Consider the following 25,145-nt stretch of genomic DNA (forward strand, 5'->3'; position numbering starts at 1 on the left):
TTTAAAATATTCCTTCAATTAATGTTTTTCCATATATTGTGCGGAATGTTTGCTGAAATACAGGCTGTCGGAAAGAGGAACAAAAGATAGCACTGCAATGAACTGCTGCATCGTGCAGCCCCGGATCAATCGGGCATCTGCGTATAGCGGCTTCCCACTCAGGACCTTCAGTTTCCCCCTCCATCCTTAAAGCGGAAGTCTTGCGGCACTTCCACTTCCATGCGGAATAAAAAAAGCCCTCTTGCGAAAAGAAGGCTTGAGTGTCACCGCATTATTTCACCGGCTGGAATTCTACAGCGACAGGCTGCTGCTTGCCAAGCTCGTCCTTTGCGAGACGAATGATTTCGTTGGCCGCTGCCGCTGAATGCTGCTCAGCTGATTTGACTGTAATCCTAATATTGTCACCGTCTGCGCGAACAAGGGCGTCTTTATATCCCTTGGACTTGATTAATGTTTCTAAAACACTTTCCTTTGTAGAAAGCTGCGTTAACTGCTCCATTTCTTCATAAGCGGTATTTTTATCCTCTACCGATAATTCTGCTGAAGCGACTTTTGCGGTCAGCTCTTCTTTCAATTTATTGCGTTCATCCTGCATTTCTAAACGGAGCATATCAAACGCCTCATCTCCAGCTGCTTCGGTCACCACCTCGGCTTGCTGTCCCCCTGTTTCTGTCCCCTTATCTGGCATAGCCGTCTCAGGCTTATCACCATTTGTTTCCGTCGGTACAGCTTCTTCTTGATTTTTTGTTGCGACCTGCGGCGAGAGCTGTTCAGGTGAAGTAATGTAATAAACAGAAAGCACCACTACTAAACTGACCATTGTCAGTAACCAGACTGTTTGTTTTTTCAATAGCATTTAAGCATCCTCCCTTGGTTTTTTTGGCATAACCGCCACGCGGTGGCTTGGAACATTCAACACCCTTGTAACCGACTCAATGACCCATTTCTTCACTTGGATGTTTTCCACTCCTTCAGCTACAACCAGCACGCCGCGAATCTCTGGCCTTTTCATTTCCAGAATGACCGGCACATCTCCATCTGCTTCTTTCACCATGACTAAATCTTCTTCTCTTGTTTGGTCCGTAACGACTCTTTCCCCGCCCTTCTGATCCTTCTCTTTTGTTTCTTGGGATTTGACAGCCGTATTTTTTTCCAAGACTTTCTTTTCGCTAGCTTCTATATTGACTACAACCGTCACATTGCTGACTCCCGCCATTTGCTCAAGCGCAGATTGAAGTTCTTTTTCATAAGCTGTTTCGAAGTCCTTTGAGGAGGGCTGAAGCGGTTTGTTTTCTTTTGTCCCGCTTGAATCCTGCTGAAGATTAACAGCAGGAATCCCCCCTTGATCCTTCAAGTCGCTAATGAACATAAAGCCGATGCCTAAGATCGCCACAATCACCAGCCATTTGGCTCTTTGAACCCCTTTCTCTCCACCGTTTTTTTTGGACGGGAATAAGGATTGCAGCCATTCCATACGGTTTTTGCGGTCACTCAAGGCTGTCCCCCCTCCTCTATCATATGAATATTCAATTGTTCCGCCGGAATATTCCATGTTTTTGAAAGAAATAAAAGCAGTGACTGATCTTTATTCTCCCCGCCGCCTGAACGAGCGGATGAATGAATTACCACTTCATCTACAGCGTGATGATCCCCGGAAGCAGATGAAGTTAAATAGACATCGACTTTTTCAATCTTTGTAGGAAAATCACCCTGCCATTCCCGGACTTCAATTTCTAAATCAACAATGCTCTTTTGAAATGTAAGGTTCAGTTCACTTTCCGCCATCACCCTCAGCTGCTGCTCGCTGTTTTTTACAATAGCCAGCTTTCTTGAATCATCCAGCCGCTCTTTTTTTCTATTCATTTCTTGCTCCATTTGACGGTCATTCACATACTTGGCCGCCCACCCGTTTAGCTCTTTTTCCATATCGACAGAAAACAGTTTCCACAGCGGCGTCAGCATTACAAATAGCAGGAGAAGCCCGATGACAAATTTTGCATACTTTTGAAAGGACGATGACGGCAGAAGCATATCGACCACGACCGCCAATAAAATAAAAGCCAGTACTTTACCGAGCCATTCAGATAAAAAAGCCATATCTGTCTATCCTTTCTTCAGCGGATCATCATTGTTACATTACTAGCAGTCACCAGAATGACAATGGATAGAAAAAACATGAAGGAAACGATCGCAAGCGCTGCAAATACATAGGTCATGTTTTTGCTGATGATGTCCAAGCAGTTTACGATCGTTTGATCACCCAGCGGCTGAAGAAGTGCCGCCGCCACTTTATATATCATAATCAGCACAAAAATTTTCAGCGCCGGAAAAGCGGCAATCAATAAGAGGATGCCTGCTCCAGCAAGGCCGATTGTATTTTTCAATAATAAAGAAGCGCTCATTACTGTGTCTGCCGCTTCTGTAAACATCCGCCCGACTACGGGAATAAAGTTCCCCGCCATAAACTTCGCTGTGCGAATAGCCAGCCCGTCCGTAACCGCCGCAGCCGTTCCTTGAACCGAAACTACCGCTAAATAAACCGCCATAAAGACACTTAACAATCCGACACTCCAGCGGCGAAGCATGTCGGACAGCTTTGTCGCCTTGTAATTTTCTGATAATAAACTAACCATGCTAAGCAGCGTGGAAAACAGCAGCAAAGGCAAAATTACTTTCTGGACTAACACACCGCTAATATTCATCAAAAACAACAGAAAGGGATGAAAGAGTGTTGCCGAAATAGCGCCTCCTGTTGAAGCAAGCAGCGCTAATAAAACCGGAACGAGCGCGATCAAAAATTGCACCATGAAATCCACAGCTTCAACGGCATAATTCATGGTTAAGCGAAAGCTGTTGAATGCGAGAATCAACAGGACCATAAGCACAATTCCCTGGGCCGTCTTACTTACTGCTCCTTGTTCAAATGCGTTTTGAATAAGCTGCAGAAAAACGGAGAAAACCGTTAATAAAATTAGCATGCCAAGCAATTTTCCATTAGCTGTAAGCTCATGAAAAATAAATTTCATCAACCCTTTCGCCCATGCTCCCGGAGAAAAAGGCTGCCCCTCTTTCATGACGTCTGTCAGCGATCCTTTCTCTGTTTCCGGTAAATACTGGCCATACGTTTTCACTATACGATCCCAATGCGCGGTTAACTCACGGATGCCTAATTGATCCATTTGCTCTTCTGCCAATTCTTCTAAATCGGGGCGTTTCACTTCTTCTTGTGCGTGTGCGGAATAAGATGCGCTCATCAATAAAAGTACGAGCAGGAAAACGATATGCCTGTTCCGCCCCATACGATTCACCACCCATTGCTTAAGCTTTTTTTATGTTCCAGGCAACATAGCTAGTATCGTTTCGATCAGCAGCGTCATAATGGGCACCGCCATAGATAAAATAATGACTTTTCCTGCCAGCTCCATCTTCGTTGCCAGCGCTTCCTGTCCGGCATCTCTTGTCATTTGCGAAGCAAATTCAGCAATGTACGCCACCCCTATGATTTTGAGAATTGTTTCTACATAGACAAACTCTATTTCTGCACGAGCAGCCAGCTTTTTGATCATGAAAATAATCTCCGCCATCCTTCCTGCCAGAAACAGGAACAGCCCGCAGCCCACGAACAAAACAAGCAAAAAGGCATAAACTGGCTGCTGCTCTTGAAGCAAAAGCGTTAATAATACCGTTACTAGAACAATGGAAGCTATTTGTAAGATTTCAATGGCTTTCCTCTCCCGTCATTGAAATAAAAACACATCTTTGATTTTGTCGAATAGCTCTTCTACCACCGATGCCACCATAAAAAGAACATAAATGAACCCAAATAAAGTAACCCACTGCGCATATTCTTTTTTGCCCACTTGCTCTAATATCGTATGGAGGAATGCGACGACCAGACCGACGCCCGCTATTTTGAATATCACTTCCACTTCAATACCCATTCCTGTCCTCCTTTTCTGCTATAACAGCAGCAGAACGATTAACAGCCCCCCCATAATGCTCAAGCTTCTGGCCAGCTTGCCGTAACGCTTTTGAGCATCATCCGCTTCTCGTTCTTGGCGCTCCAAATGGTTTATCGTTAAAATGATTTGTTTTTGCTCGGTCTGCCGGTCATGTTTTCCTACCGTTTGCCCGAACGCCAGCAAAATGGAGCGCTCTTCCTCTTTTAACGCCGTTTGCGGCCAAATTGCTGCCAAGCTTTTCTCCCAAGCAGCGGCCGCATCCATATCCGTTGTCGTCAGAAGCTCACTAAAAGAAGAAAAAAGCAAGGAAATCGGCGGAGCTAATCGCTCGGATAACTTTCGCGAGGATTCATGCAGCGGTGTAAAACCATATACAATCTCAGCTTCTAACGATTGCAGGGCAGACTTCAGCATCCTAATCTGCTTCGGGCGATCACTCAGCTTTCTTCCTTGCTCTGCCCCGATCCAAAAAGCAGCGAGCAAGATCAATGAAGCGCCCATCCACTTCATGTGACAGCTTCCTCATTCAGATTTAATCGCTTTCCGTTAGGGTCGCGAACGGCCATTGCCCGCTTGCCGTTTCTCACTTCTAACTCAATAATTCTTTCAAAAGCCCCGCTGGTTACCATCGATTTAATCATTGGGCGCTGAGCCGCTTCCTTTAAATTAGCGCCGTGGGCAGTAGCCATTAAAGCAATCCCCGCATGGATCGCTTCAGAGACGGCTTGTCCGTCTTCCTCTCTGCCGATTTCATCTGCAATTAAAACATCCGGGCTCATTGATCGGATCATCATCATCATCCCCTCCGCTTTTGGGCAGGCATCCAGTATATCTGTCCGCAAACCGACATCGAGCTGAGGGATGCCTTTGACACAACCGGCAATCTCGGAACGCTCATCAACAATCCCCACTTTAACCGGCAGTATCCCCATCGTTTCTTCCCCGCTCCCTGCTGCTCTTGCTAAATCTCGAAGCAGCGTAGTTTTGCCGGATTGCGGCGGGCCGATCACTAATGTGCTCTTCCACTTGTCATCATACAGATGGGGGATCAGCGGCCGGCAAACCCCCATCCTCTCCCGGGCAATCCGCAGATTAAACGAAGACAAATGGCGCAATGCCTTCACCTTTCCTTGTTCTAATACGACCTTTCCAGCTAGTCCGACTCGATGCCCGCCTTCTATCGTTACATACCCGCATCTTAACTCCTCATCGAGTGCATAGAAGGAGTGTTTGCTCAATTTATTGATCAGCGCTTGTCCTTCCTCTGACGTCACGACATGGGGAAGAAAGTGAACCTGATCCCCAACGACTTCCATCGGCCGCCCGATTCTTATTCGGATTTCTTCCATGTTTAATTTGACCGGTGCAGGCAGGCTTGCAATGGTTTCCTTTAACGCCGGCGGCAAATATGACAGCAGCACATCGATTGAAACCACCTCCTTTTCCTTCTCTTTTTATTCAATGTATGTTTTTGATTTCGAGATATGCCGGTCACTAAAAAAGAAATGAGCCCCAAAGAAAACCCTTGAGGACCCATTTCCATCTCCTTACCGCTTATCTAATTTTTCCTCTGATCCATTTCTGAAAATCCGAACAAACAGAGCGTCATACGCTTACAAAGGATTGTAATAAAACCTTTATGCTCTACAGCCAGCTTTAATTTATTAGGATTTGGTGAATTTTAACATTGATAATCACTTCAAAAACAAGGGAAATTCCATTTATCAAGGCTTCCTATTGTTTTCCAATTAAGGTCAGGCTTGGGGATTTGCCCGTATACTTTAACGCATTTCTAAACGATTTGCTCATCTTGATGCTTACGAACATTTGTTTCCGACTTGAATTATATCAAGAATTCGGCGCATACTAAATAGCAACATTTACCTTAAAAGAGCCATAAAAAAAGCTATTCCCTTACAGGAATAGCCTTCTCCCTTTATTTATGCGCGGGAAACGTAGCTGCCGTCATCCGTATTGACAACGAGCACATCTCCTTCATTCACGAAAAATGGAACCTGAACAATTAGTCCCGTCTCTACCGTTGCGGGTTTCGTGCCTCCTGAAGCGGTATCCCCTTTAATGCCGGGCTCTGTTTCCACCACTTTCAGTTCAACCGTATTAGGCAATTCGATTCCGATGGTTTCAGATTGATACATCATGATCGAAACTTCCATATTTTCCTTTAAAAATTTTAACTCGTGCTCAATTTGCGAGGAGGATAGCTCAATTTGTTCATAAGATTGATTATCCATGAAAACATGCTGATCGCCGCTAGCATATAAATATTGCATTTTACGGTTGTCGATCTGAGCCTTTGCTACTTTCTCACCCGCGCGGAATGTTTTCTCTTGAATAGCTCCTGTGCGCAGATTGCGAAGTTTAGAACGGACAAATGCCGCGCCTTTTCCTGGCTTTACATGCTGAAATTCAACGACGCGCCAAATGCCGCCGTCCACTTCAATGGTTAATCCTGTTCGAAAGTCATTTACTGAAATCATCTTGTCGTCCTCCTATATCATCAAAGAATGATTAAGTCTTTAGCAGAATGTGTGAGCGGTTCATTTCCCGTTTCGGTGATCAATGTATCGTCTTCAATGCGCACACCGCCCACTCCAGGCAAATAAATTCCCGGCTCCACTGTTATCGCCATTCCCGGTTGCAGCACCTTGCTTGAACGGACGGAAAGGCTCGGCTCTTCATGAATTTCAAGACCAATCCCATGGCCTGTCGAATGACCAAAGCAGTCCCCATATCCATGTTCAGTAATATAGTTGCGGGTGATCGCATCGGCTTCTTTCCCTGTCATTCCTGCCTTAATTTCAGACATGCCTTTTAACTGGGCATCTAAAACGACCTGATATACTTCCTTAAGCTGATCAGGGGGATTTCCTACAGCAATCGTCCGCGTGATATCTGAAACGTAGCCTTTATAATAGGCACCGTAATCAAGCGTTACCATGTCCCCTTTTTCAATAACCTTGTCGCTGGCAACGCCATGAGGCAAGGCCGAGCGTTTACCGGAGGCTACAATGGTGTCGAAAGAGGAAGAGGTCGCGCCACACTTTCTCATAAAGAATTCAAGTTCATTGGAAACCTCAAGCTCCGTCATTCCCGGTTGAATAAATTCAAGAATATGCTTGAACGCCGCGTCAGCAATTTCGGCAGCTTCCTTTAATATCTTAATCTCTGAACTGTTCTTTATCAAGCGCAAGTTTTCAATCAGACCGCTCACTGGCACCATTTCCGCTTGAATTAAGTTTTGCAGCACTTCATACGATTGAAACGTGACATATGCTTTCTCAAATCCAAGCCGCCGGATAGATAAATCCGCTGTTTGCCGGGCAATCTCTTCAAGGAGCGTACCTTTCTGCTGCACAATATTAAAATCCCGCGCCTGGTTTTGGGCCTGTTCAGTGTAACGAAAATCTGTAATAAATACGGCAGCTTCTGCAGTGACGACCGCCGCGCCTGCCGTCCCTGTAAAGCCGGTTAAGTACCGGCGGTTATAAGGGCTCATGACGAGTATGCCATCGAGCCGGTCTTCCTTCAATTGTTCACGAAGCTTCTCTAATTTTCTCATTTCATTCACTCTCCCCTGTATGTATGAGTGCCAGCAAGGCATATTCATAACCGCTGAATCCTAAACCGGTAATTTGCCCTCTCGCTGCGGGAGCGATCACCGACTGATGGCGGAATGGCTCCCGCTTATGAATATTGCTGATGTGCACTTCGATTACCGGCACAGCAATGGAAGCGACCGCATCCCTTAATGCGTAGCTGTAATGAGTGAAAGCTCCGGGATTAAAGATGATCCCATCAATCCCTTCATCCTCCGCCTGATGGAGGCGGTCAATTAACGCACCTTCATGGTTGGATTGAAAGGCAGTAACGGCTGCACCCGCTTGGCGCCCTTTGGCAACTAGCCGGTTTTCAAGGTCCTTTATTGTTTCAGTCCCGTAAATTTCTGGCTCTCTTTTTCCCAACCGATTTAAATTTGGACCATTCAGCACTAAAATTTTTTTCATTTTGCTCCCCGTCCCTAAAAATAGTTACACGAACATTCTAACATATTTCCTTTGCTTGCAACCACTTACTCATCCTTGCTGAACTGCTGCGGTATTCTCTTGTGATGCTCATACCCGTAGGATATAGAGTATCCGATAAATAAGCCGAATAGCAGAAACAAACAAAGGGTCGTAGAGAGTGTGTCGTTATTCATCGTTCTCCAGGAAGGGACCGATTGAAACAGCGGGTGAGCCACCATAAATAGAATTACCCATAATCCAACACCAAACCACACCCCCGTCCATGGGGTTTTCTTTTTTCTAAAGAGAGCATAATATATCACGGCTGCGATCACGGAACAAACAACATAAAATAGAATTCCTGCCGCCATTTTTAAATAGCCTTTTTTCAGTTCACCCAACTGAACATATTTAAGTGCGGCGTTCGGATCAATATCTATAAAGTTTAAGTACCAGACAAGCTCTGTGATCGCTCCCCAAAGCAGACCGCCGTATAAACCAATGAACACGGCATTTTTCAGCGGGAAATGGGATTTGTTTTCTCGGCTGCTTTCAGTTTTCATATAAACCCTCCATCTTTCCTAATTAAAATTTCAGAGAAAGCTGTATTTATTGAGTCATTCAGCTTTTATTTTTGCTTAATAGCGGCTAGAATATGTATATAAGACCTTGATCTTTAATCGACGAAAGAGGGTATTTCATGAGTGAACAAAAGCCCGTTTATGGAGGGCAAGCTGTTGTCGAAGGGGTAATGTTTGGCGGCAAGCATCATACGGTCACCGCTGTGCGCCGCAAAGATCAATCCATTGATTACTTCCATTTGCCGAGAACTCCGAAACCAGCTTTGCAAAAACTAAAGAAAATCCCGTTTTTGCGGGGAATCATCGCCATCTTGGATGCAGCGGCGACCGGATCCAAGCATTTAAACTTTTCGCAGGAACGCTATGAGCTAGACCCTGGTGAAGAAGAGCAAATGAAAGAAGGGGCTGAACCGTCTAAGCTGACGATGGTATTCGGGGTAGCCGCTGTGGGCGTGCTTTCTTTTTTGTTTGGAAAGTTTATTTTCACAGTCATCCCTGTTCTTCTGGCCGATCTCACCCGCCCCGTTTTCCCTGGCGACTTTGCGCAAATCTTAATTGAAAGCTTTTTTAAGCTGCTGCTTCTGCTCGCCTATATTTACTTCATCGCTTTAACTCCGATGATTAAGCGGGTTTTTCAGTATCATGGCGCTGAGCATAAAGTCATTAATGCCTATGAAAGCGGAAAAGAATTGACTGTTGAAAATGTGCAAGCTGCTTCCCGGCTACACTACCGCTGCGGCTCCAGCTTTATCTTATTTACAGTGATCGTCGGCCTCTTTGTTTATACGCTAGTGCCGACAGAACCCCTTTATGCAAGAATATTGAACCGACTTGCTTTAATTCCCGTTGTCCTTGGCATCTCTTTTGAAGTTCTGCAGTTTACCAACAAGCTTCGCGACGTTCCAGTATTGCGTTTTCTCGGTTACCCAGGTCTCTGGCTGCAGCTCCTGACTACGAAAGAACCAGCAGATAACCAAGTTGAGGTGGCGATTGCTTCCTTTAAAAAGCTGTTAGATTTAGAAGAAAGCAGCCAAAAAGGGTTAAACTCAGAGAGAATTGTCTAAAATGTAATAACAGCTTCTTTAAAAGCTCGTTAGGAGGTGGCTAATTTGACAACCCGCACAGTCATTGCCTATGCATTTATTGGACTTGCCGCTATTGGCCTCGTTTCTATGGTGCTGTCCTCTCCCGGCGCTTTAACCCGGCAGCTCATCATTTTAGCAGTTACCGCCGCTGCCATCTACCTGCTCTACCGCTTTGTCATGAGAAAGCAGGTTAGCGGCAACAGCGAAGATAAGGCATTTACCAAAGCAGCCAGACAGTCGAAGAAACGCTTGAAGAACCGTCATCACTCCTCTTCCGTTCCGGCTTCTTCTCAAAAAAAGAAAGCAGTCCGCAGAAGATCGGCCGCTCATTTGAAAGTAATTGACGGAAAAAAAGGCAAAAAAAACAGCCGGGCGTCCTCTTAGCCCGACAGTCAATAACACCAGCTTTTAAAAAAAGCCTTCGCGTAGTCGCGCCCTGTTTGAATAAGGGCGTGTTTTTTTTCATCTGTTAAATTAAAATCCGTAACGGAAGTACCGCTGACGGGAATAAAGATAATGTTCTTCTCATGCCGTCTGGAAATGTAGCGGGCATCATGAGCATCCTTCATCGTATGAAATAACGCACCGAATAAGTCCGTTCCCGTTTTAACCTGCCTCGGTAGCCCCTTTGTTTTGGTAATTAATTTCACGCCCAAGACCGGGCGCTTTTTCTTTTTGTCCTCTTCATCGAACAACCAGATGGGAAAGTTGCTTAAAACACCGCCATCCACGACCAAGGATTTTGCGTTTATTTTTACCGGCTGAAAAAAATAAGGCAGTGTACAGCTCATTCGCACAGCGCGCGCAACCGAAAAACTAAGCGGGTCTTTATTATAACTGGGCAAGTCATCCGGAAGCGTCAGCAAGCGGCCGTTCGTAATATCCGATGTAATGACACGCAGAGATTCGGGGGCGAGATCGCCGAAGGTCCGGATCCCTTTTGCCGCCAGCCTGTCCTCGAGCCACTGCTCAAGCTTCTTTCCTTTGTACATCCCTAGCTTATAATAGATTTTCAGCCATCTCACAAGCGGAATGTCCAAGTAGACATCGTCAAGCAGCTGTTTTCCGTCAACCTCAAACATCAGCTTTTTAAGCTCTGCGCTTGTATATCCTGCCGCAATAAAAGCGGCCATAATTGCACCGGCACTCGTTCCCGCCAGCCTGACGAACGACAGCTTTCGCCTTTCTATCTCCTCATAGGCGCCAACTAACGCAAACCCTTTAATTCCGCCTCCTGAAAACACACCATCAATCCGCATTAGTTCGCTCTCCTCTCTTCGCCCTGCTTGTTATATATGTAAGCAGGCAAGAGCTGTCCTAGAAGCGGAATTTTCTCAAAAGCTGTCGGCATCCCCGCCATGCCTATATGACATAGGTCTGCACCTGTACAGTTCTTGCTAAAAAAACGAGCGCCGGCTCAAAGCGGCAGCTCGTTCGTGTCATTTTATAATCCGCATTTTAATTGTGCGCCGCAATTGGTGCATGTATTGCAGCCGCCCATTTCTTCAACGGTTCCTTTGCGGCAGACAGGGCATGTATTGCCGACTTCACTGCCGATCGTGACATTCGTTGAACGGACATCTTGAATGGTATCAACAAGCACAACATGATTCTCGTTTTCTTTCGGGACTGCTTCTGTGTCAGAGAAATCATTTTCTTCTGCTTTGAGTGTAAGTACTTGAGAGTCGCGGCTGCCGTCCACATAAACGGTTCCGCCTTTTGCTCCTCCCTTATACAAACGCTCATACACTTGCTGTACTTGTTCAACTGTATATCCGCGCGGCGCATTCACCGTTTTGGAAATGGAGCTGTCAATCCAGCGCTGAATCACGCACTGAACGTCCGCGTGCGCCTCAGGCGATAAGCTCATCGCTGTTACAAACCATTCAGGCAATTGGTCAGGATCCGCTTCCGGATGACGATCCAAATATTCTTTGACGATGTCGGCCTTCACTTCGATAAACTTGCCTAAACGGCCGCTGCGGTAGTACGTAAAGGAGAAGTATGGCTCCAAACCGGTTGACACGCCAACCATCGTTCCTGTGGAGCCGGTCGGTGCCACTGTCAATAAATGTGAATTGCGAATTCCATGCTTAAGGACCGATTGGCGCACCTCTTCCGGCATTTTTTTCATATAACCAGTGTTGATGAAAGCTTGTCTTAAGCGGTGTGTCTCTTCTTCCGTTTCGCCCTCAAGAAATGGAAAGCTGCCTTTTTCCTGCGCCAGCTTCACCGATTCTTTATAAGCCGTTACCGCAATCGTTTCAAAAACTTGATCCACTAGTTCATTGCCCTCTGGAGAGCCGTATTCCTTCTCACAGTAAATTAGCAAATCCGCCAGCCCCATTACACCGAGACCGACACGGCGCTCTCCTAAAGCCTGCTTTTTGTTCTCATCAAGAAAATATGGAGTCGCATCAATGACGTTATCTTGCATCCGAACACCGACAGCAACCGTTTTTTTCAATTTTTCAAAGTCTACAGTCTTCTTTTCTTTATCCGCCATTTCCGCTAAATTCACAGCTGCGAGGTTGCAGACAGAAAACGGGGCAAGCGGCTGTTCACCGCAAGGATTTGTAGCTACTACTTGCTGGCCGTACGCTTTGGCATTCGTCATTTCATTGGCATTGTCAATGAAGAAAATGCCGGGCTCGGCAGAATACGTTGCACAAATATTAATCAGATTCCATAATTCGCGGGCGCGGATTTTCCGGTATGTGCGAACAGCATGTCCCTGCTTTGCCCATTCACGAACATCCCCGATTTTATGCCAGTTCTCATTATAATTATCCATTTCTTCTTTGCTGTACGTTTCAACCGCAGGGAAACGCAGTTCATATTCTTCATCTTTCTCCACGGCTTCCATGAAATCATTCGTTAAACAAATGGAAATGTTAGCCCCCGTTAAAAACTCAGGGTGATGTACCGTGTAGGTTCCGCCTGTGCGCAATTTCTCCTCTGCTTCCGCGATGATTTCCGGGGTGAAACCGCCGTAGCCGGGGATGTTTTTATAATTGATAACCCCTTGATACATCGCTTTTTCCCGTTCCGACAGCGGTTTAAATTTCAGCTTATCCTGCGCTGCTTTTTTGATTTGTTCATCTTCCGTGTTTTCGATTAAGAACCGCAGAATTCGGGGATTCTGCATTTTGGAAATAATAAATTCTACGATATCCGGGTGCCAGTCCGCCAGCATGATCATCTGAGCGCCCCGGCGGGATCCTCCTTGCTCCACTAGATGCGTGAGCTTGGCGATATCATCCAGCCAAGAGACAGAACCGGAAGACTTGCCGTTGACTCCTTTAGCCAGCGTATTGCGCGGGCGCAGCGTAGAACCGTTCGTGCCGACGCCTCCGCCCCGGCTCATGATTTCCATCACTTGCTTGCGGTGCTCCGATATGCCTTCCCGCGAATCCTGCACAAATGGCATAACATAGCAGTTGAAGTATGTCACGTCTGTTTTTGCACCAGCTCCGTATAGAACACGTCCAGCCGGAATAAAGTGTAAGCTAACAAGCTCCTGATAAAACTTTTGAAACCACTCTTTTCGTTTCTCTTCTGTTTTTTCTGCAGCCGCAAGACCGGTTGCATTTCGCAAAGCAATTTGCTCATAAAAGATCTCCAGCGGCTTTTCAATGACATCAAGAGAGCGGCGGACGATGCCGCTTTCCCGTTCTTGAGGATGATCAAGAGCACTGCGGAATTCCTCTTCCACCCTCACTTCCGCTTTCTTTTCTTGCCAGTCGATGCTTGTAATGAACCCCAAGCCGCGTGCAGGAAATTTCGGATCTTCTTTGATCGTTAACACAACAAAATCACCTTCAGAGAGGGTGACTTTTTCCGTGTCTTTAAACGAATAGCGATCAATCATCACAAGCCGGGAAACCCCTTTATGCGTAATGTTCATGTCGGGGGTGATAGGATGAACCTGAGGAAAGACGCTAATGTCTTTATTTAGCCTGTCAATGTTAATGGACATATTCTTTTCGGAAGTAACAGACATAATGACAACTCCTTTTCTTCGTACAAGCTTTTCATTATTTCTTTGGTATATTACCCGTATATTTTGATTAAAAACCAAAGCAAACACAATATATTGTGTTTGCTTTTTCGTTTACATTACTACATATTGAGTTAAAAACATTTTTTTGTCAAGCAGCAAAACCGCTGGATTTGCCGGAAAACAAGAGATTTTGTCAGGAAAACAGATGATTTCCCCGCAAAAAGAAATATTTTAAAGGTTGCATTTCAATCAAGCTATCCCCTTAAAGCAAACCTCCAAACTGTACTGCAGCCCGATTGTTTCAGACACATCTAACAATTGGGCTGCAGTTCACAGGCTGGGTTGTATTCTTTTTCATGAAAGCTCAGCGCTTAAAATTCCAGCCCTCTGATTCATAGCGCTCTTTCGCTAGCTTTTCAATATAATCTCTTTGCTGATCCGACAATTCAAGCGGTTCAAGCTCTACGGACAAGCCTTCCTCAAACCCCTGCTTAAACGCCTGCCGCGCCATATCGAGCGTTATTTTCTTAGAGCTGATTTCGTTGATAGCAACCGCTTTCTTTCTAAAGGCTTGTCGCATTCTGTTTTTCACGCGCTCATTCGGATAATTGAACAGGCTGAACAGCTTGTCTTCGTCAAGATCCAGCAAAATCGAACCATGCTGCAAAATGACTCCCTTCTGTCTCGTCTGGGCGCTTCCGGCGATCTTTCTTCCTTCCACTACCAGCTCATACCAGCTGGGAGCATCAAAACAAACGGAGGAACGAGGTTTTTTTAAGTGTTCTTTCTCCGATTCTGTTTTAGGAACAGCGAAATACGCTTCCAAGCCAAGATGATGAAACCCTTTAAGTATCCCCTCAGAAATCACGCGATATGCGTCTGTCACGCCTGCTGGCATGTTTGGATGATTCTCTGATACAATGACGCTATAAGTTAATTCATGCTCGTGCAAAACGCCCCTGCCGCCCGTAGGACGGCGGACGAATCCTAACCCGTGCTTCTCAACCGCTTCGAAATTGATTTCTTTCTTCGCTTTTTGGAAATAGCCGATCGACAGCGCCGCCGGTTTCCAGCCGTAAAAGCGGATCACCGGCGGAATCACGCCTTCGCTGTGCCAATCAAGCAGCGCCTCATCCATCGCCATATTGTAGCTGGCTGAACGCTGGCCGGAATCAACAAACTTCCACACTTCTTTTTTCATGATTCATACACGCCTTCTTTTTCTAAATTCCTTCATTCAGTCTATCAAATGCTTCAGAAAAAACAAAGATAATTTCTTTTTGTTTTCAGCTATTTATTTTCTTTTGATTCTTGCACAAAGCGTGTTTATAATAGAGGGTAGCGCAATTTTTACTAGGAAGGGGTGTATTCGTTGCTGTATACAATAGCTGCGATTTTAGGCGCCATTATTTTGTACACCATATATATGTATTTTTCCCAGAAGAAAGCGGTCAAGACTCTTTCTCAGGAGCAGTTTATTAAAGGCTACCGCAAGGCTCAATTAATTGATGTGCGCGAGCCGAATGAGTTTGCGGCCGGACATATACTGGGCGCCCGCAACATTCCGCTCAGCCAGCTGAAGTCGCGGATGAAGGAAATCCGCCCGGACAAGCCTGTTTATCTCTATTGCCAAAGCGGTATGCGCAGCGCCCGTGCTGCCATGACCTTATACAAAAAAGGCTACCGTGATCTAAGCCAGCTGGAAGGCGGCTTTAAGAAATGGACCGGTAAAATTAAAAGCAAATCATAAGCGGCCTCCAGTGAAGAAGTTACGCTCAGCGGGGCTAATGCTCTTCTCTGGACCGCCAGTTGGACATGGGTCCGGCGCTGCCGGGGCTCATGTCCTTTCATTGTTTATCGGCGATCCCCTCAAAAGCTGCTGCCTGTTTTCATAAGGTGAATGCTGATTTTCGTCCGCGAGCCCTTTTCAGCATTCCGTTGTTTATTTAGCTCTGTGCAATCACTATCTGGCGCTGCATGAGCTTTCTCGTTCGGAAAATCTGTAACGAAGAACCGGTTTGCGCGCAGCGGTTGTTTCGTCAAGACGGCTAACGACTGTCGTGTGCGGAGCCTCTTGGACGATTTCAGGATTTTCTTCCGCCTCTTTAGCGATTTGGATCATCGCATCGATAAAGGCATCCAGCGTCTCCTTCGATTCCGTCTCCGTCGGTTCAATCATGATGCACTCCTCAACATTTAACGGAAAGTAAATAGTTGGAGGATGGTAACCGAAATCCAGCAGGCGCTTGGCAATGTCCAACGTCCGGACGCCCAGCTTTTTCTGCCGTTTTCCGCTCAAGACAAACTCATGCTTGCAATGGCGGTCAAATGGCAGGTCAAAATAAGGAGCTAAGCGCCGCATCATGTAATTCGCGTTTAATACCGCATATTCAGTGACCTTTTTCAAACCGTCTGGCCCCATGGAACGAATATAGGTATAAGCGCGCACATTGATTCCGAAATTCCCATAGTACGGCTTCACTCGCCCGATGGCTTGCGGACGGTCATAATCAAAATGATATCCGTTTTCCCCTTTCACGAGCACTGGTTTTGGCAAATAAGGAATTAAATCAGCCTTGACCCCAACGGGACCGGATCCTGGACCGCCTCCGCCATGAGGGCCGGTAAAGGTTTTGTGCAGATTTAAATGAACGACGTCAAACCCCATATCTCCAGGACGCGCCTTTGACAGCACCGCATTTAAATTAGCACCGTCATAATATACCTTTCCGCCGACTCCATGAATAATCTCAGCGATCTGTAAAATATTTCCTTCAAACAAGCCCAGCGTATTCGGATTGGTCAGCATCAAAGCAGCCGTATGCTCATCTGCCACTCTCTTTAAATCCTCTAAATCCACCAATCCGTCCTCGCCCGATTTTACCGTGACGGTTTCAAAACCAGCGACGCTTGCCGATGCCGGATTCGTGCCGTGGGCAGAATCCGGCACAATCACTTTCGTCCGCTGAAAATCCCCATTGCCTTCGTGATAGGCGCGAATCAGCATCAGCCCCGTCCATTCTCCTTGCGCACCTGCAGCCGGCTGCAGCGTTACCTCATCCATGCCTGTGATTTCCTTTAAATGCTCTTGAAGATCATACATTAATTCAAGAGCCCCTTGCACAGTTTCTTCCTGCTGGAGCGGGTGGATATGGGCAAATCCATCTAAGCGCGCCACATCTTCATTGATTTTCGGGTTATATTTCATCGTGCAAGAGCCAAGCGGATAAAATCCGGAGTCAACGCCATGATTTCTTCTCGATAAAGCGGTATAATGGCGCATAATATCAAGCTCAGACACTTCCGGCAGCTCCGGCTCTCTCCCTCGTACAAATCCTGGAGGCAAAAGCTGTGACAGATCTTGTTCTGGCACATCCAGCTCAGGTAAACTGTAGCCGACTCGGCCAGACTGAGACATTTCAAAAATCAGCAATTGATCCTTATTATTCATGGCTATCCCCCAATTCTTTCGCCAGCTGTTCGATTTCCTCTCTAGTCCGCAATTCCGTAACAGCTAAAAGCATACAATTCTCCATGCCTTTGTAAGATAATCCGAGATCGTAGCCGCCGATGATGCCTTTTTCTAATAATTTACTATTAACTTGCTTCACCGGCTTTTGCAGACGAATCACAAATTCATTGAACATAGGACCCTCAAATACAATCTCCAGCCCGCGTTGTTTCAGCGCTTCTTTGGCGTAATGAGCTTTTTGCACGTTTTGAACAGCAATCTCTCTCACGCCCTTTTTTCCTAAAGCCGTCAGCGCCACGCTTGCGGCCAAAGCATTCAGCGCCTGATTAGAACAAATATTAGATGTCGCTTTGTCACGGCGAATATGCTGCTCACGGGCTTGCAATGTTAAAACAAAACCCCGCCGGCCCTCCTCATCAACCGTTTGCCCAACCAGCCTTCCGGGAACTTTGCGCATAAGCTTTTTCGTGACGGCAAAGTAGCCGCAATGCGGACCGCCGAACCCAGCTGGAATACCGAATGGCTGGGCGTCACCGACGACAATATCCGCACCGAATGCGCCGGGAGGCTCCAGCACTCCGAGAGACAGAGGATTGGCTGAAACGACAAACATCGCTTTATGGCGGTGGGCGGCTTCTTCTACTTTTGGCAGAGGTTCAATCAAACCGAAAAAGTTTGGGTATTGAACTATGACCGCCGCCGTGTCCTCATCGATCAGCGTCTGTAATTGCTCAATATCTGTCGTTCCATTACTGTGAGGAACCTCTACCACTTCAATGTTTTGGCCTTTAGCGTAGGTTTTCAGCACGTCGCGTGATTCCGGGTGAACCGTTTCAGAGACAAGCACCTTCTTCCTCTTCGTATGCCCGGCGCTTAGCATCGCCGCTTCAGCAAGAGCTGTCCCGCCGTCATACATGGACGAGTTGGCTACATCCATCCCCGTCAGCTCGCACATCATGGTTTGAAACTCAAAGATCGCCTGAAGCTCCCCTTGAGAAATTTCCGGCTGATACGGAGTGTAGGCTGTATAAAATTCGGAACGCGAAATAACGTGGTCAACAATGGACGGCGCGTAATGATCATACACACCCGCCCCAAGAAAAGAAATATACTGTTTGGCGTTGGCATTTTTGGCGGCCAGCGCGCTTAATTCCTTCTTTAAAGCCGGCTCGGCTTTCGCCTTCTTAATATTGTACAGCCCATGAAAGCGAACCTCTTCCGGAATATCTTTAAACAGTTCATCCGCTGAACTGATGCCGATCGCTGAAAGCATGTCTTTCTCATCGGACTTTGTCATTGGCAAATAACGATGCTGCATGTATTATCCCTCTCCTCTCCATCAGTTTGAACGCTTATAAAACGGGGTGTTCACGATTTTGGCGGTCAGCTTTTTGCCGCGAATTTCTACCAATACATCCGTACCCGGCGCAGTATATTCCGCTTGGATTAGGGCCAGACCGATGTTTTTCTTTAAAGTAGGGGATTGCGTACCTGTTGTAATCGAGCCGATTTTCTCTCCGCTTTCGGAATAGACAGAATATCCGTGGCGCGGAATCCCCCGATCAAGCATTTCAAGACCGGCAAGCTTGCGCTTTGGACCTTTTTCCTTTTGCTGCTTCAATGCTTCACAGCCGATAAAGCGGCCTTTATTGGTTTTAACTGCAAATCCAAGATTAGCTTCAATCGGCGTAATATCTTTCGACAGCTCCTGTCCATAAAGAGCAAGCGTTGCCTCGAAGCGCAGCGTATCGCGTGCCCCTAATCCGCAAGGCACCACTCCTTCCTCTTTTCCTGCTGCCAGAATCTCATGCCAGAGTTTAGCGGCTTCTTCGCTTCGGCAATATATCTCAAATCCGTCTTCCCCTGTATAGCCTGTGCGTGAAAGAAGGACGGAGACTCCGGCAACCTCCGCATCTCGGCGAAATTTAAAGAACTTGATAGCGCTTAAATCTATCTGTGTCACCAGCTTTTGCAGCACGGCTTCAGCTAGCGGTCCTTGAAGAGCAAGCTGTGCCCACTGATTGGACACATTTTCAAGCTGGACGTCCGCTTCTTTATGCTGCATCAGCCACTGGAAATCTTTTTCTGTATTCGCCGCATTGACGACTAGTAAATAATCATCCGGCTCAAGCATATACACGATCAGGTCATCGACCGTGCCGCCGTTTTCATAGCACATCGCTGTATACATCGCACTTTCAGGAACGAGCTTGGAAAGATCGTTGGTCATCATGTTTTGCAGATAGGCTAGGGCTCCTTTTCCCTTTACCGCAATTTCTCCCATATGAGAAACATCGAATAATCCAGCCTTTGTCCGGACGGCTTCGTGCTCCTCTTTAATACTTGAAAATTGAACAGGCAATTCCCATCCGCCAAAGTCGATTGTCTTTGCACCGTATTCCTTATAGACTTCAAATAATGGCGTTTGCTTTAACTCTCCCATTTTTCTTCCCCCTCGACTACTCATTTTTCTTGCCACCTCATCATTCGCAAGAGCCATTTCACAAAAAAAAAGGACAGGGAACAGCTTACAAAAAGCTATTCTCTGTCCTTATACCTGAAAGTTTAACCTGATGAATCAGGCTGTCTTCTTTGGTGGCTTCGTTTCCGAAACGCTCTCCAGAGGTGCGTCCAGCAAGAGTTCTTTTGCCTGAGAGATTCACATTGAGTTCGTTTGCTCCTTCGGCGCTGTCAAAAAAACAGTCTCTCCCCTTGCCTTCATTCGCAATATAAAATTATCAAATGGGCATACTATGAACATCTTCAGAAAAACAACTCAGTAATGTTCGTCTTTTTAAGAAATGACACAATATTTTGTTCTCTCTCATCCTACCATTAATGATGAGGTTTCGGCAATAACTTTTATAAAGGAGTTTTTCAAATGAGCGTTGATATCATGTTTAACGAGGCGTGGGGAGAAGAAATTGAAAAAAGGTTTTATCAGGATGGGCCGTGGGGAAGCTGGCCGCTTTTTCAATCCGCTTTAAAGATGGAAACACGAATGATGGTCACTAATTTTGAAGGATTGTTAGCCCCCTCCTTCTTGCCGGGACTGACTCCCCTCCCCCATCAATTGGAAGCCGCGAGGAAAGTAATAGAAGAAATGAACGGCAAAGCGATTCTAGCTGATGAAGTGGGGCTTGGAAAAACAATTGAAGCTGGACTTGTGCTAAAAGAATATTTAATTCGCGGCTTAGTGAAAAAGGTGCTTATTTTAGCTCCCGCCTCACTCGTTTCGCAATGGGCAAGCGAGCTGAACAATAAATTTCTAATTCCGGCCGTTGCGCAAAAAAAGGCGTATGCCTGGGATCAATATGATATTGTCATCTCCTCCATTGATATGGCGAAAAGAAGCCCGCATAAAGAAAAGATTTACGAGCAAGAATATGATTTAGTCATTATTGATGAAGCCCATAAATTAAAAAATCACAAAACGAAAAACTATCAATTCGTCCGTCATTTGCAAAAAAAATTCTGCTTGCTTTTAACAGCCACTCCAATCCAAAACAAATTGGATGAAATGTTCCATCTGGTATCCTTGTTGAAGCCCGGCCACTTAGGAAACGAAGTTCAATTTGCTGAGCGATTTAAAAAAGGCGATCGCCAAGTGCAAAATCATCAGCATTTAACAGCGCTCATGAATAAAGTCATGATTCGCCACCGCCGCCAAGATACAGGGGTTGAATGGACCGCTAGAAAAGTGGAAACGATCCAAGTTTCTTTCAGCGACAGCGAGCGAAAGCTTTATGACGCCATTGGGCACTTCAGCCGCCAGCTTCCGGATGGGCTAATGAATTCATTTTCTCTCTTGACCTTACAGCGGGAGGCTTGCAGCAGCAAAGAGGCTGTTTTTTTGACTTTAAAGAATATGGCCCAAAAATGGCGCAAGGAAACGGATGATTGGCCAAAGGAATTTGCCGGCATTCTCTCACAGCTTGAGGCTGTACAGCAAAATTCCAAAGCGAACAAAGCCTTGGAACTCGTTCAATCGATCGGAGATAAAGTCATTATTTTCACTGAATACCGAGCGACACAGCTTTATCTGCAATGGTTTTTTAAACAGCATGGGATCAGCTCTGTCCCTTTTCGCGGCGGATTTAAAAGGGGGAAAAAAGATTGGATGAAAGAACTGTTCAAAAATCATGCGCAAGTATTAATCGCAACCGAAGCCGGAGGAGAAGGATTAAATCTGCAATTTTGCCATCATTTAATCAACTTTGACCTTCCGTGGAATCCAATGAGACTGGAGCAGCGAATCGGAAGAATTCACCGCTTTGGGCAAACGAAGGATGTGCATATTTATAATTTCTGTATTGAGCATACCATTGAAGACCGCATGCTGAAATTGCTTTATGAGAAAATCAATTTATTCAAACTGGCCATCGGCGAACTGGATGACATTTTAACCCAAATGGAAATCCCCAATATGCAGGATCATTTCACTGATATATTTAAGCATTCGCGGACAGAGGGGGAATTGCAGGTTAAGATCCGAAACTTAGAAGCAGCCATCGAATTGGCACAAACATGGAAGGAAGGAGGGGAAGCTCTTGGATAAGCGCGATATTCACCAATTTTTGATTGATTACTTTCAGGCAACAGAATGCACCTTTCTGGAGCAAGCAGACGGAGCTCTCTCTGTTCAGCTCACCCCTGAGGCCGATAAAGAACTGATGAACCGGCCGTTCTACTGGCACTATGCAGAAAAAACAGGCCTGAAGGGAAAGCCTCTCACGCTGTCACTCATTACGGATCAATCAGCAGCGCCGGAATCGTTCAAGGGGGAATTGATTCATTTCGGCTCCCCCCGGCTGCAGCAAATTTTCCGTTCTGCGAAGCAGCACGCCCGCTTTATCCGCCTGCATGAACAAAACCGGCGATCAAACCAGCAGCAAGCTTTGCATCCATGGCTGTTAGTCAATTTGAAAGTCTCTTATGAAGCGGATCGAAAAAAAGAAGTGTTTCATTCCTATGGCTTAAACTTAATTAACGGACAAATTCAGAAAGAGTTTATGCAGCAGCTCAGCCAAAAATCGCTGGCTGTCAAGATTCCCGACTTTTCATTTACCATTCCCCCGTTAATTAAGCCCTTCAGCGGCGTTCGCCGAATCCAGCGCTTTCTAACCGGCCAACTGCAGCAGGAGGATCACCAATGGGCAGAGCAAGCAAAAAAGAGATGGGCAGAAGACCTATCTTTGCTTAACTCCTTCTATGAAGAGCAGGAAGAAAAACCGGAAGCCTACTTTATTGAAAAAGCGGCCCTGCAAAAGCAATATGAACCGAAAATCCGTATCGACATTATAAATGGCGGGATCATTCACTTGATCCCGCCCATCCGGTAACTCTCTTCTGCTTATCGTTTTCTGTGAAACCATTGGTGAATTGCCCAAGGCAGGACACCAAACCACCTTGACGATAAGGAAGTGCGCTTTAATTTTTTTTGGCGCCGCTTGGCTTTCCTGTCTTGTTTCGGTTCATTGAAATAGGTGAGTGTTTTTTGAGTAAAGTACCGGATCAGCTCATTGCTTGACATCTGACACCGCCTCCTACTGGACGGTGTTAGTGTTTCCAATCTCCATAAGCTTTAAACGCCGAATAATTTCTTCCGCAGCTTGCTCCGGTGTTTGGTTTGCTGTTTGAACAGTGATGTCCGCAGTCTCCCGATACAGGGGCAAGCGATGGTCGTACAGCTGCTGAACCTCTTCTTTCTCTTTATTTTGGATCAGCGGACGGCTCGCATCTTCTGCGAGCCTTGCAAAAATAACCGACAAATCGGCTTCTAAAAAAACAACTTGGCCGATTTGTTTCATTAAGCGGCGGTTGTCCTCTCTCATAATCATCCCGCCGCCCGTCGTAATGATGCCATCCTCGGGACCTAAGGCCGCCAAAACAGCTGTCTCCACCCCGCGGAAGTACTCTTCTCCTTTTGCATTAAAAATATCTGAAATCGTCAATTGTTCCTGCTGCTCAATATATTCATCTGTGTCGATGACCGAACAATTCAGTTTTTTCGCTAACAATTGGCCAATGGTCGTCTTTCCCGCCCCCATAAAGCCGGTTAAAAAAATAGTTTTCATCTGTTGTCACACCTCCAGTCGTTGTTGCCAACTCGCTTAACTATTTTTTATTATAGCGGCTGTTCTCGGCTTATTCTATACGTTTCACTATTTGTTTCTTGCTTTTGTCATAAATGATGGAAGAACGAAAGACCGATGTTTCTCGATCTGTTTTGAACTGAACAACGATTTGCTCACTTCCCTTCTTCGGCACCGCTGTATATATTACGGTGCCCCGGTTCGTATGATAGCTCCCAGAAAGCGGCGCTCCTTGATCCAGCTGAGAATGAATATGTGCTAGCGTTAATAACTCCATCACTTTTGCTTCGTAATAGCCAGTAAAATTAGCCGCTGTGCGCTGTTTGCTGATCAAAATACCTGTCCCGGCCACCGTTAGCGCACAAATGATGGCGAACAGGAGCAGCACGTACGGAAATAAAACCCCCTTTTCGTTTAATCTTAATCCCTTCATTGCGGCTGTGCAGAGAACAGATGTATTTGCGCTTCTTCTCGTTCTCCGTTGTGGAATAAAGCTGCTACACACATGGTCGAATCATCCCAGTAAAAGCGAATCGCCTGAATCTCTAGAAGAACCATCTCATGACCTTTGCCATTCACTCTTCTCCTCACTCCTTCACCGTATTTCTCTATGGAAATAAGTCGTCCATTATCCATAAAAGAAAGCTTATCCTCATCCGGCAGCCAAGAATGGGAACGCGATAGTTCTTTACGCAATTCCAAGACAAATAACTCCCATTCCGCCTTTCTGCCTGGCTGCAACTGTTCATCCACACGGCCAACCGCACCATACAGCATCGGAAACAGCGCAGCCACACTAATAAACACCATTAAAACCAGCAAAGCTTCGACCATAGTGAAACCGTTACTGCTCCTGAATACAGATTGCGCTGGAATGATTTTGAACACAGGCTTCCGCCTTGCCGGCGGACGTTTCCCAAATAATTCGATAAGTCTCACCTTCTTCTCCCTCATATATCGAAGTAAAGTTCTTCTGTTCCAAAAGCCGCTTCTCTCCTTCCTCCAGCAAGATTCTAATCATCTGTTCTTGCTCCCATTGCCGATGCGGCTGCGTTGTCATCTGCATAAGGAGCGGAACCATAAGCGCCGTCAGCAGCATGATGATAAACAGCGACAGCAAACTTTCCGCCAGCGTGAAGCCTTGCTCAGCCTTCTTTAACATAGAACCTCCCTTTGCCAATCTGACATACGATTGAAAAATACTCTTCCTTATGAAAAAAAAGAATGGTTCCAAAGCGATTCGCATTCCCGTTCGGCAAGAAGGAGATGTTGTCTAAGGAACCGTTGACATGCCGAATAGACGCCGGCAGCTTTCTCTTCACAAGCATTTTCCGGGATGCGGATAGCGTCCGTATCCGGTAGGATTTTTCAATAGGCAAAAACTGCAGATTGACCGTTTCCTGTTTAGTTATGGCATAGGATTTAGCCCAATAGAGGTCCGCTTGCAATTGATAGAGAAAAAGCTTCTTATCCAGGCGGTCCATTTGCTTTGGCAAAGGAATAATGGCCGCCGCCAGCAACACCAGCATAATCACGAGCATCAGCATGATCTCCAGCATCGAGAATCCTTTTTGGCTGCCCAGATAATTACCTGCCCGCCGGAACAATAGACACCTCTCCATCTCCATCAATCTTTAATTTATCGCCATTTGGGCAGGCCGTTTCATCCTTTCGTAAATAACCGCTTTCCGTCATCTCTTCGATGGAAGCCGGAAACTTCTTTTGATCAATTCTAAAAGCCTGCACCTGGCCCTGAACCATATGCTTAAACGCACTGCATCCCTTATTATTAATATTTTTGCTTTGCTTGGCGATATTGGGAATCGCAATGAATAACAGCACAGAAATCACTAATAAGACAATCATCATCTCGATCAGCGTGAAGCCTCGGTTGTTGCCAATAAGCTTGCGCATATGACTCC

30 protein-coding genes and 2 riboswitches are annotated in these 25,145 nt (G+C 46.0%); of the genes, 5 read left to right on the forward strand and 25 right to left on the reverse strand.

The annotated features are described in order from the left end of the window. Nucleotides 1-271: 271 nt before the first annotated feature. From CEF20_RS09195 to CEF20_RS09250, 12 genes are all read right to left on the reverse strand, one after another. Complete coding sequence (locus CEF20_RS09195; protein ID WP_100331528.1) at nucleotides 272-856, reverse strand: SpoIIIAH-like family protein; 585 nt, start codon at nucleotides 854-856, stop codon at nucleotides 272-274. After that, entirely contained in the window at nucleotides 857-1,495 is a 639-nt protein-coding gene (spoIIIAG, locus tag CEF20_RS09200) for a stage III sporulation protein AG (protein WP_232713412.1), read from the reverse strand. Continuing rightward, nucleotides 1,492-2,097: a stage III sporulation protein AF gene (gene spoIIIAF / locus CEF20_RS09205; RefSeq protein WP_100331529.1), complete on the reverse strand. Its 606-nt coding sequence runs from the start codon at nucleotides 2,095-2,097 to the stop codon at nucleotides 1,492-1,494. Before spoIIIAF ends, spoIIIAG begins: the two co-directional genes overlap by 4 nt. A 17-nt stretch (nucleotides 2,098-2,114) precedes the next feature. After that, complete coding sequence (gene spoIIIAE, locus CEF20_RS09210; protein ID WP_100331530.1) at nucleotides 2,115-3,299, reverse strand: stage III sporulation protein AE; 1,185 nt, start codon at nucleotides 3,297-3,299, stop codon at nucleotides 2,115-2,117. A gap of 30 nt (nucleotides 3,300-3,329) precedes the next feature. After that, nucleotides 3,330-3,722 (reverse strand): stage III sporulation protein AD, encoded by a 393-nt coding sequence (spoIIIAD, locus tag CEF20_RS09215; RefSeq protein ID WP_100331531.1) that lies wholly within the window; start codon nucleotides 3,720-3,722, stop codon nucleotides 3,330-3,332. Nucleotides 3,723-3,737: 15 nt separating this feature from the next. Next, nucleotides 3,738-3,941 (reverse strand): stage III sporulation protein AC, encoded by a 204-nt coding sequence (spoIIIAC, locus tag CEF20_RS09220; RefSeq protein ID WP_100331532.1) that lies wholly within the window; start codon nucleotides 3,939-3,941, stop codon nucleotides 3,738-3,740. 18 nt (nucleotides 3,942-3,959) lie between these two features. After that, entirely contained in the window at nucleotides 3,960-4,472 is a 513-nt protein-coding gene (gene spoIIIAB, locus CEF20_RS09225) for a stage III sporulation protein SpoIIIAB (protein WP_100331533.1), read from the reverse strand. Then, nucleotides 4,469-5,389: a stage III sporulation protein AA gene (gene spoIIIAA, locus CEF20_RS09230; RefSeq protein WP_232713484.1), complete on the reverse strand. Its 921-nt coding sequence runs from the start codon at nucleotides 5,387-5,389 to the stop codon at nucleotides 4,469-4,471. The genes spoIIIAB and spoIIIAA overlap by 4 nt, the downstream gene beginning before the upstream one ends. Nucleotides 5,390-5,902: 513 nt before the next feature. Further along, nucleotides 5,903-6,460, reverse strand: coding sequence for an elongation factor P (efp, locus tag CEF20_RS09235; protein WP_100331534.1), 558 nt, complete (start codon nucleotides 6,458-6,460; stop codon nucleotides 5,903-5,905). Nucleotides 6,461-6,480: 20 nt separating this feature from the next. Further along, nucleotides 6,481-7,542 carry a M24 family metallopeptidase gene (locus tag CEF20_RS09240; protein ID WP_100331535.1) on the reverse strand — a complete coding sequence of 354 codons (1,062 nt, stop codon included), beginning with the start codon at nucleotides 7,540-7,542 and terminating at the stop codon, nucleotides 6,481-6,483. A gap of 1 nt (nucleotide 7,543) precedes the next feature. Next, nucleotides 7,544-7,987, reverse strand: coding sequence for a type II 3-dehydroquinate dehydratase (gene aroQ, locus CEF20_RS09245; protein WP_100331536.1), 444 nt, complete (start codon nucleotides 7,985-7,987; stop codon nucleotides 7,544-7,546). Nucleotides 7,988-8,052: 65 nt separating this feature from the next. Next, nucleotides 8,053-8,550 carry a YqhR family membrane protein gene (locus CEF20_RS09250; protein ID WP_100331537.1) on the reverse strand — a complete coding sequence of 166 codons (498 nt, stop codon included), beginning with the start codon at nucleotides 8,548-8,550 and terminating at the stop codon, nucleotides 8,053-8,055. A 137-nt stretch (nucleotides 8,551-8,687) separates the two neighbouring features. Between CEF20_RS09250 and CEF20_RS09255 the strand changes: the two genes are divergently transcribed. Then, entirely contained in the window at nucleotides 8,688-9,632 is a 945-nt protein-coding gene (locus CEF20_RS09255; RefSeq protein WP_100331538.1) for a DUF1385 domain-containing protein, read from the forward strand. Nucleotides 9,633-9,677: 45 nt separating this feature from the next. Beyond that, nucleotides 9,678-10,037, forward strand: a complete 360-nt coding sequence (locus CEF20_RS09260; protein ID WP_100331539.1) for an SA1362 family protein — start codon at nucleotides 9,678-9,680, stop codon at nucleotides 10,035-10,037. An 8-nt stretch (nucleotides 10,038-10,045) separates the two neighbouring features. Here the strand turns inward: CEF20_RS09260 and CEF20_RS09265 are convergent, their stop codons facing one another. The 3 genes from CEF20_RS09265 to CEF20_RS09275 all read right to left on the reverse strand — a co-directional run bounded on the left by CEF20_RS09265 (nucleotide 10,046) and on the right by CEF20_RS09275 (nucleotide 14,857). Continuing rightward, complete coding sequence (locus CEF20_RS09265; RefSeq protein WP_100331540.1) at nucleotides 10,046-10,912, reverse strand: patatin-like phospholipase family protein; 867 nt, start codon at nucleotides 10,910-10,912, stop codon at nucleotides 10,046-10,048. A gap of 185 nt (nucleotides 10,913-11,097) precedes the next feature. Further along, nucleotides 11,098-13,656: a vitamin B12-dependent ribonucleotide reductase gene (locus tag CEF20_RS09270; protein ID WP_100331541.1), complete on the reverse strand. Its 2,559-nt coding sequence runs from the start codon at nucleotides 13,654-13,656 to the stop codon at nucleotides 11,098-11,100. 364 nt (nucleotides 13,657-14,020) lie between these two features. Then, nucleotides 14,021-14,857, reverse strand: a complete 837-nt coding sequence (locus tag CEF20_RS09275) for a lipoate--protein ligase family protein (RefSeq protein ID WP_100331542.1) — start codon at nucleotides 14,855-14,857, stop codon at nucleotides 14,021-14,023. Nucleotides 14,858-15,082: 225 nt separating this feature from the next. On the opposite strand from CEF20_RS09275, the gene CEF20_RS09280 reads away from it, so the two are divergent. Further along, on the forward strand, nucleotides 15,083-15,406 hold the full coding sequence (locus CEF20_RS09280; RefSeq protein ID WP_100332065.1) for a rhodanese-like domain-containing protein: 324 nt from the start codon (nucleotides 15,083-15,085) through the stop codon (nucleotides 15,404-15,406). Nucleotides 15,407-15,619: 213 nt separating this feature from the next. Here the strand turns inward: CEF20_RS09280 and gcvPB are convergent, their stop codons facing one another. The 3 genes from gcvPB to gcvT are packed head-to-tail and all read right to left on the reverse strand — an operon-like array spanning nucleotide 15,620 to nucleotide 19,571. Then, a complete protein-coding gene (gene gcvPB, locus CEF20_RS09285) occupies nucleotides 15,620-17,107 on the reverse strand; it encodes an aminomethyl-transferring glycine dehydrogenase subunit GcvPB (RefSeq protein ID WP_100331543.1) in 1,488 nt (495 codons plus the stop codon). Then, nucleotides 17,100-18,446 (reverse strand): aminomethyl-transferring glycine dehydrogenase subunit GcvPA, encoded by a 1,347-nt coding sequence (gcvPA, locus tag CEF20_RS09290; RefSeq protein ID WP_100331544.1) that lies wholly within the window; start codon nucleotides 18,444-18,446, stop codon nucleotides 17,100-17,102. Before gcvPA ends, gcvPB begins: the two co-directional genes overlap by 8 nt. A 21-nt stretch (nucleotides 18,447-18,467) precedes the next feature. After that, nucleotides 18,468-19,571, reverse strand: coding sequence for a glycine cleavage system aminomethyltransferase GcvT (gene gcvT, locus CEF20_RS09295; protein ID WP_100331545.1), 1,104 nt, complete (start codon nucleotides 19,569-19,571; stop codon nucleotides 18,468-18,470). A gap of 100 nt (nucleotides 19,572-19,671) precedes the next feature. Then, nucleotides 19,672-19,753: riboswitch (glycine riboswitch) on the reverse strand. 3 nt (nucleotides 19,754-19,756) lie between these two features. Then, a riboswitch (glycine riboswitch) is annotated at nucleotides 19,757-19,850 on the reverse strand. Between the two features lie 159 nt (nucleotides 19,851-20,009). Here gcvT and CEF20_RS09300 point away from each other — a divergent pair. Both CEF20_RS09300 and CEF20_RS09305 read left to right on the forward strand, forming a co-directional pair. Next, nucleotides 20,010-21,686, forward strand: a complete 1,677-nt coding sequence (locus CEF20_RS09300) for a DEAD/DEAH box helicase (protein WP_100331546.1) — start codon at nucleotides 20,010-20,012, stop codon at nucleotides 21,684-21,686. Further along, complete coding sequence (locus CEF20_RS09305; RefSeq protein WP_100331547.1) at nucleotides 21,679-22,470, forward strand: YqhG family protein; 792 nt, start codon at nucleotides 21,679-21,681, stop codon at nucleotides 22,468-22,470. The genes CEF20_RS09300 and CEF20_RS09305 overlap by 8 nt, the downstream gene beginning before the upstream one ends. A gap of 11 nt (nucleotides 22,471-22,481) precedes the next feature. Here the strand turns inward: CEF20_RS09305 and CEF20_RS09310 are convergent, their stop codons facing one another. The 7 genes from CEF20_RS09310 to comGC all read right to left on the reverse strand — a co-directional run bounded on the left by CEF20_RS09310 (nucleotide 22,482) and on the right by comGC (nucleotide 25,137). Next, nucleotides 22,482-22,661 carry a YqzE family protein gene (locus CEF20_RS09310; RefSeq protein WP_100331548.1) on the reverse strand — a complete coding sequence of 60 codons (180 nt, stop codon included), beginning with the start codon at nucleotides 22,659-22,661 and terminating at the stop codon, nucleotides 22,482-22,484. Nucleotides 22,662-22,674: 13 nt separating this feature from the next. Beyond that, nucleotides 22,675-23,205 (reverse strand): shikimate kinase, encoded by a 531-nt coding sequence (locus CEF20_RS09315; RefSeq protein WP_100331549.1) that lies wholly within the window; start codon nucleotides 23,203-23,205, stop codon nucleotides 22,675-22,677. A gap of 70 nt (nucleotides 23,206-23,275) precedes the next feature. Continuing rightward, on the reverse strand, nucleotides 23,276-23,656 hold the full coding sequence (locus tag CEF20_RS09320; protein WP_100331550.1) for a hypothetical protein: 381 nt from the start codon (nucleotides 23,654-23,656) through the stop codon (nucleotides 23,276-23,278). After that, entirely contained in the window at nucleotides 23,653-24,057 is a 405-nt protein-coding gene (comGF, locus tag CEF20_RS09325) for a competence type IV pilus minor pilin ComGF (RefSeq protein ID WP_157796237.1), read from the reverse strand. Before comGF ends, CEF20_RS09320 begins: the two co-directional genes overlap by 4 nt. 10 nt (nucleotides 24,058-24,067) lie before the next feature. Continuing rightward, nucleotides 24,068-24,385 (reverse strand): type II secretion system protein, encoded by a 318-nt coding sequence (locus CEF20_RS16610; protein ID WP_157796238.1) that lies wholly within the window; start codon nucleotides 24,383-24,385, stop codon nucleotides 24,068-24,070. After that, the gene (gene comGD, locus CEF20_RS09330) at nucleotides 24,369-24,830 is read right to left on the reverse strand and encodes a competence type IV pilus minor pilin ComGD (RefSeq protein ID WP_100331552.1); all 462 of its coding nucleotides are present in this window, start codon (nucleotides 24,828-24,830) and stop codon (nucleotides 24,369-24,371) included. Before comGD ends, CEF20_RS16610 begins: the two co-directional genes overlap by 17 nt. Continuing rightward, a complete protein-coding gene (gene comGC / locus CEF20_RS09335) occupies nucleotides 24,811-25,137 on the reverse strand; it encodes a competence type IV pilus major pilin ComGC (protein ID WP_100331553.1) in 327 nt (108 codons plus the stop codon). The genes comGD and comGC overlap by 20 nt, the downstream gene beginning before the upstream one ends. Nucleotides 25,138-25,145 lie beyond the last annotated feature (8 nt).

Origin of the sequence: Bacillus xiapuensis (assembly GCF_002797355.1) — a bacterium.
In the GTDB taxonomy this organism is placed as follows: Bacteria; Bacillota; Bacilli; order Bacillales; family Domibacillaceae; genus Bacillus_CE; species Bacillus_CE xiapuensis.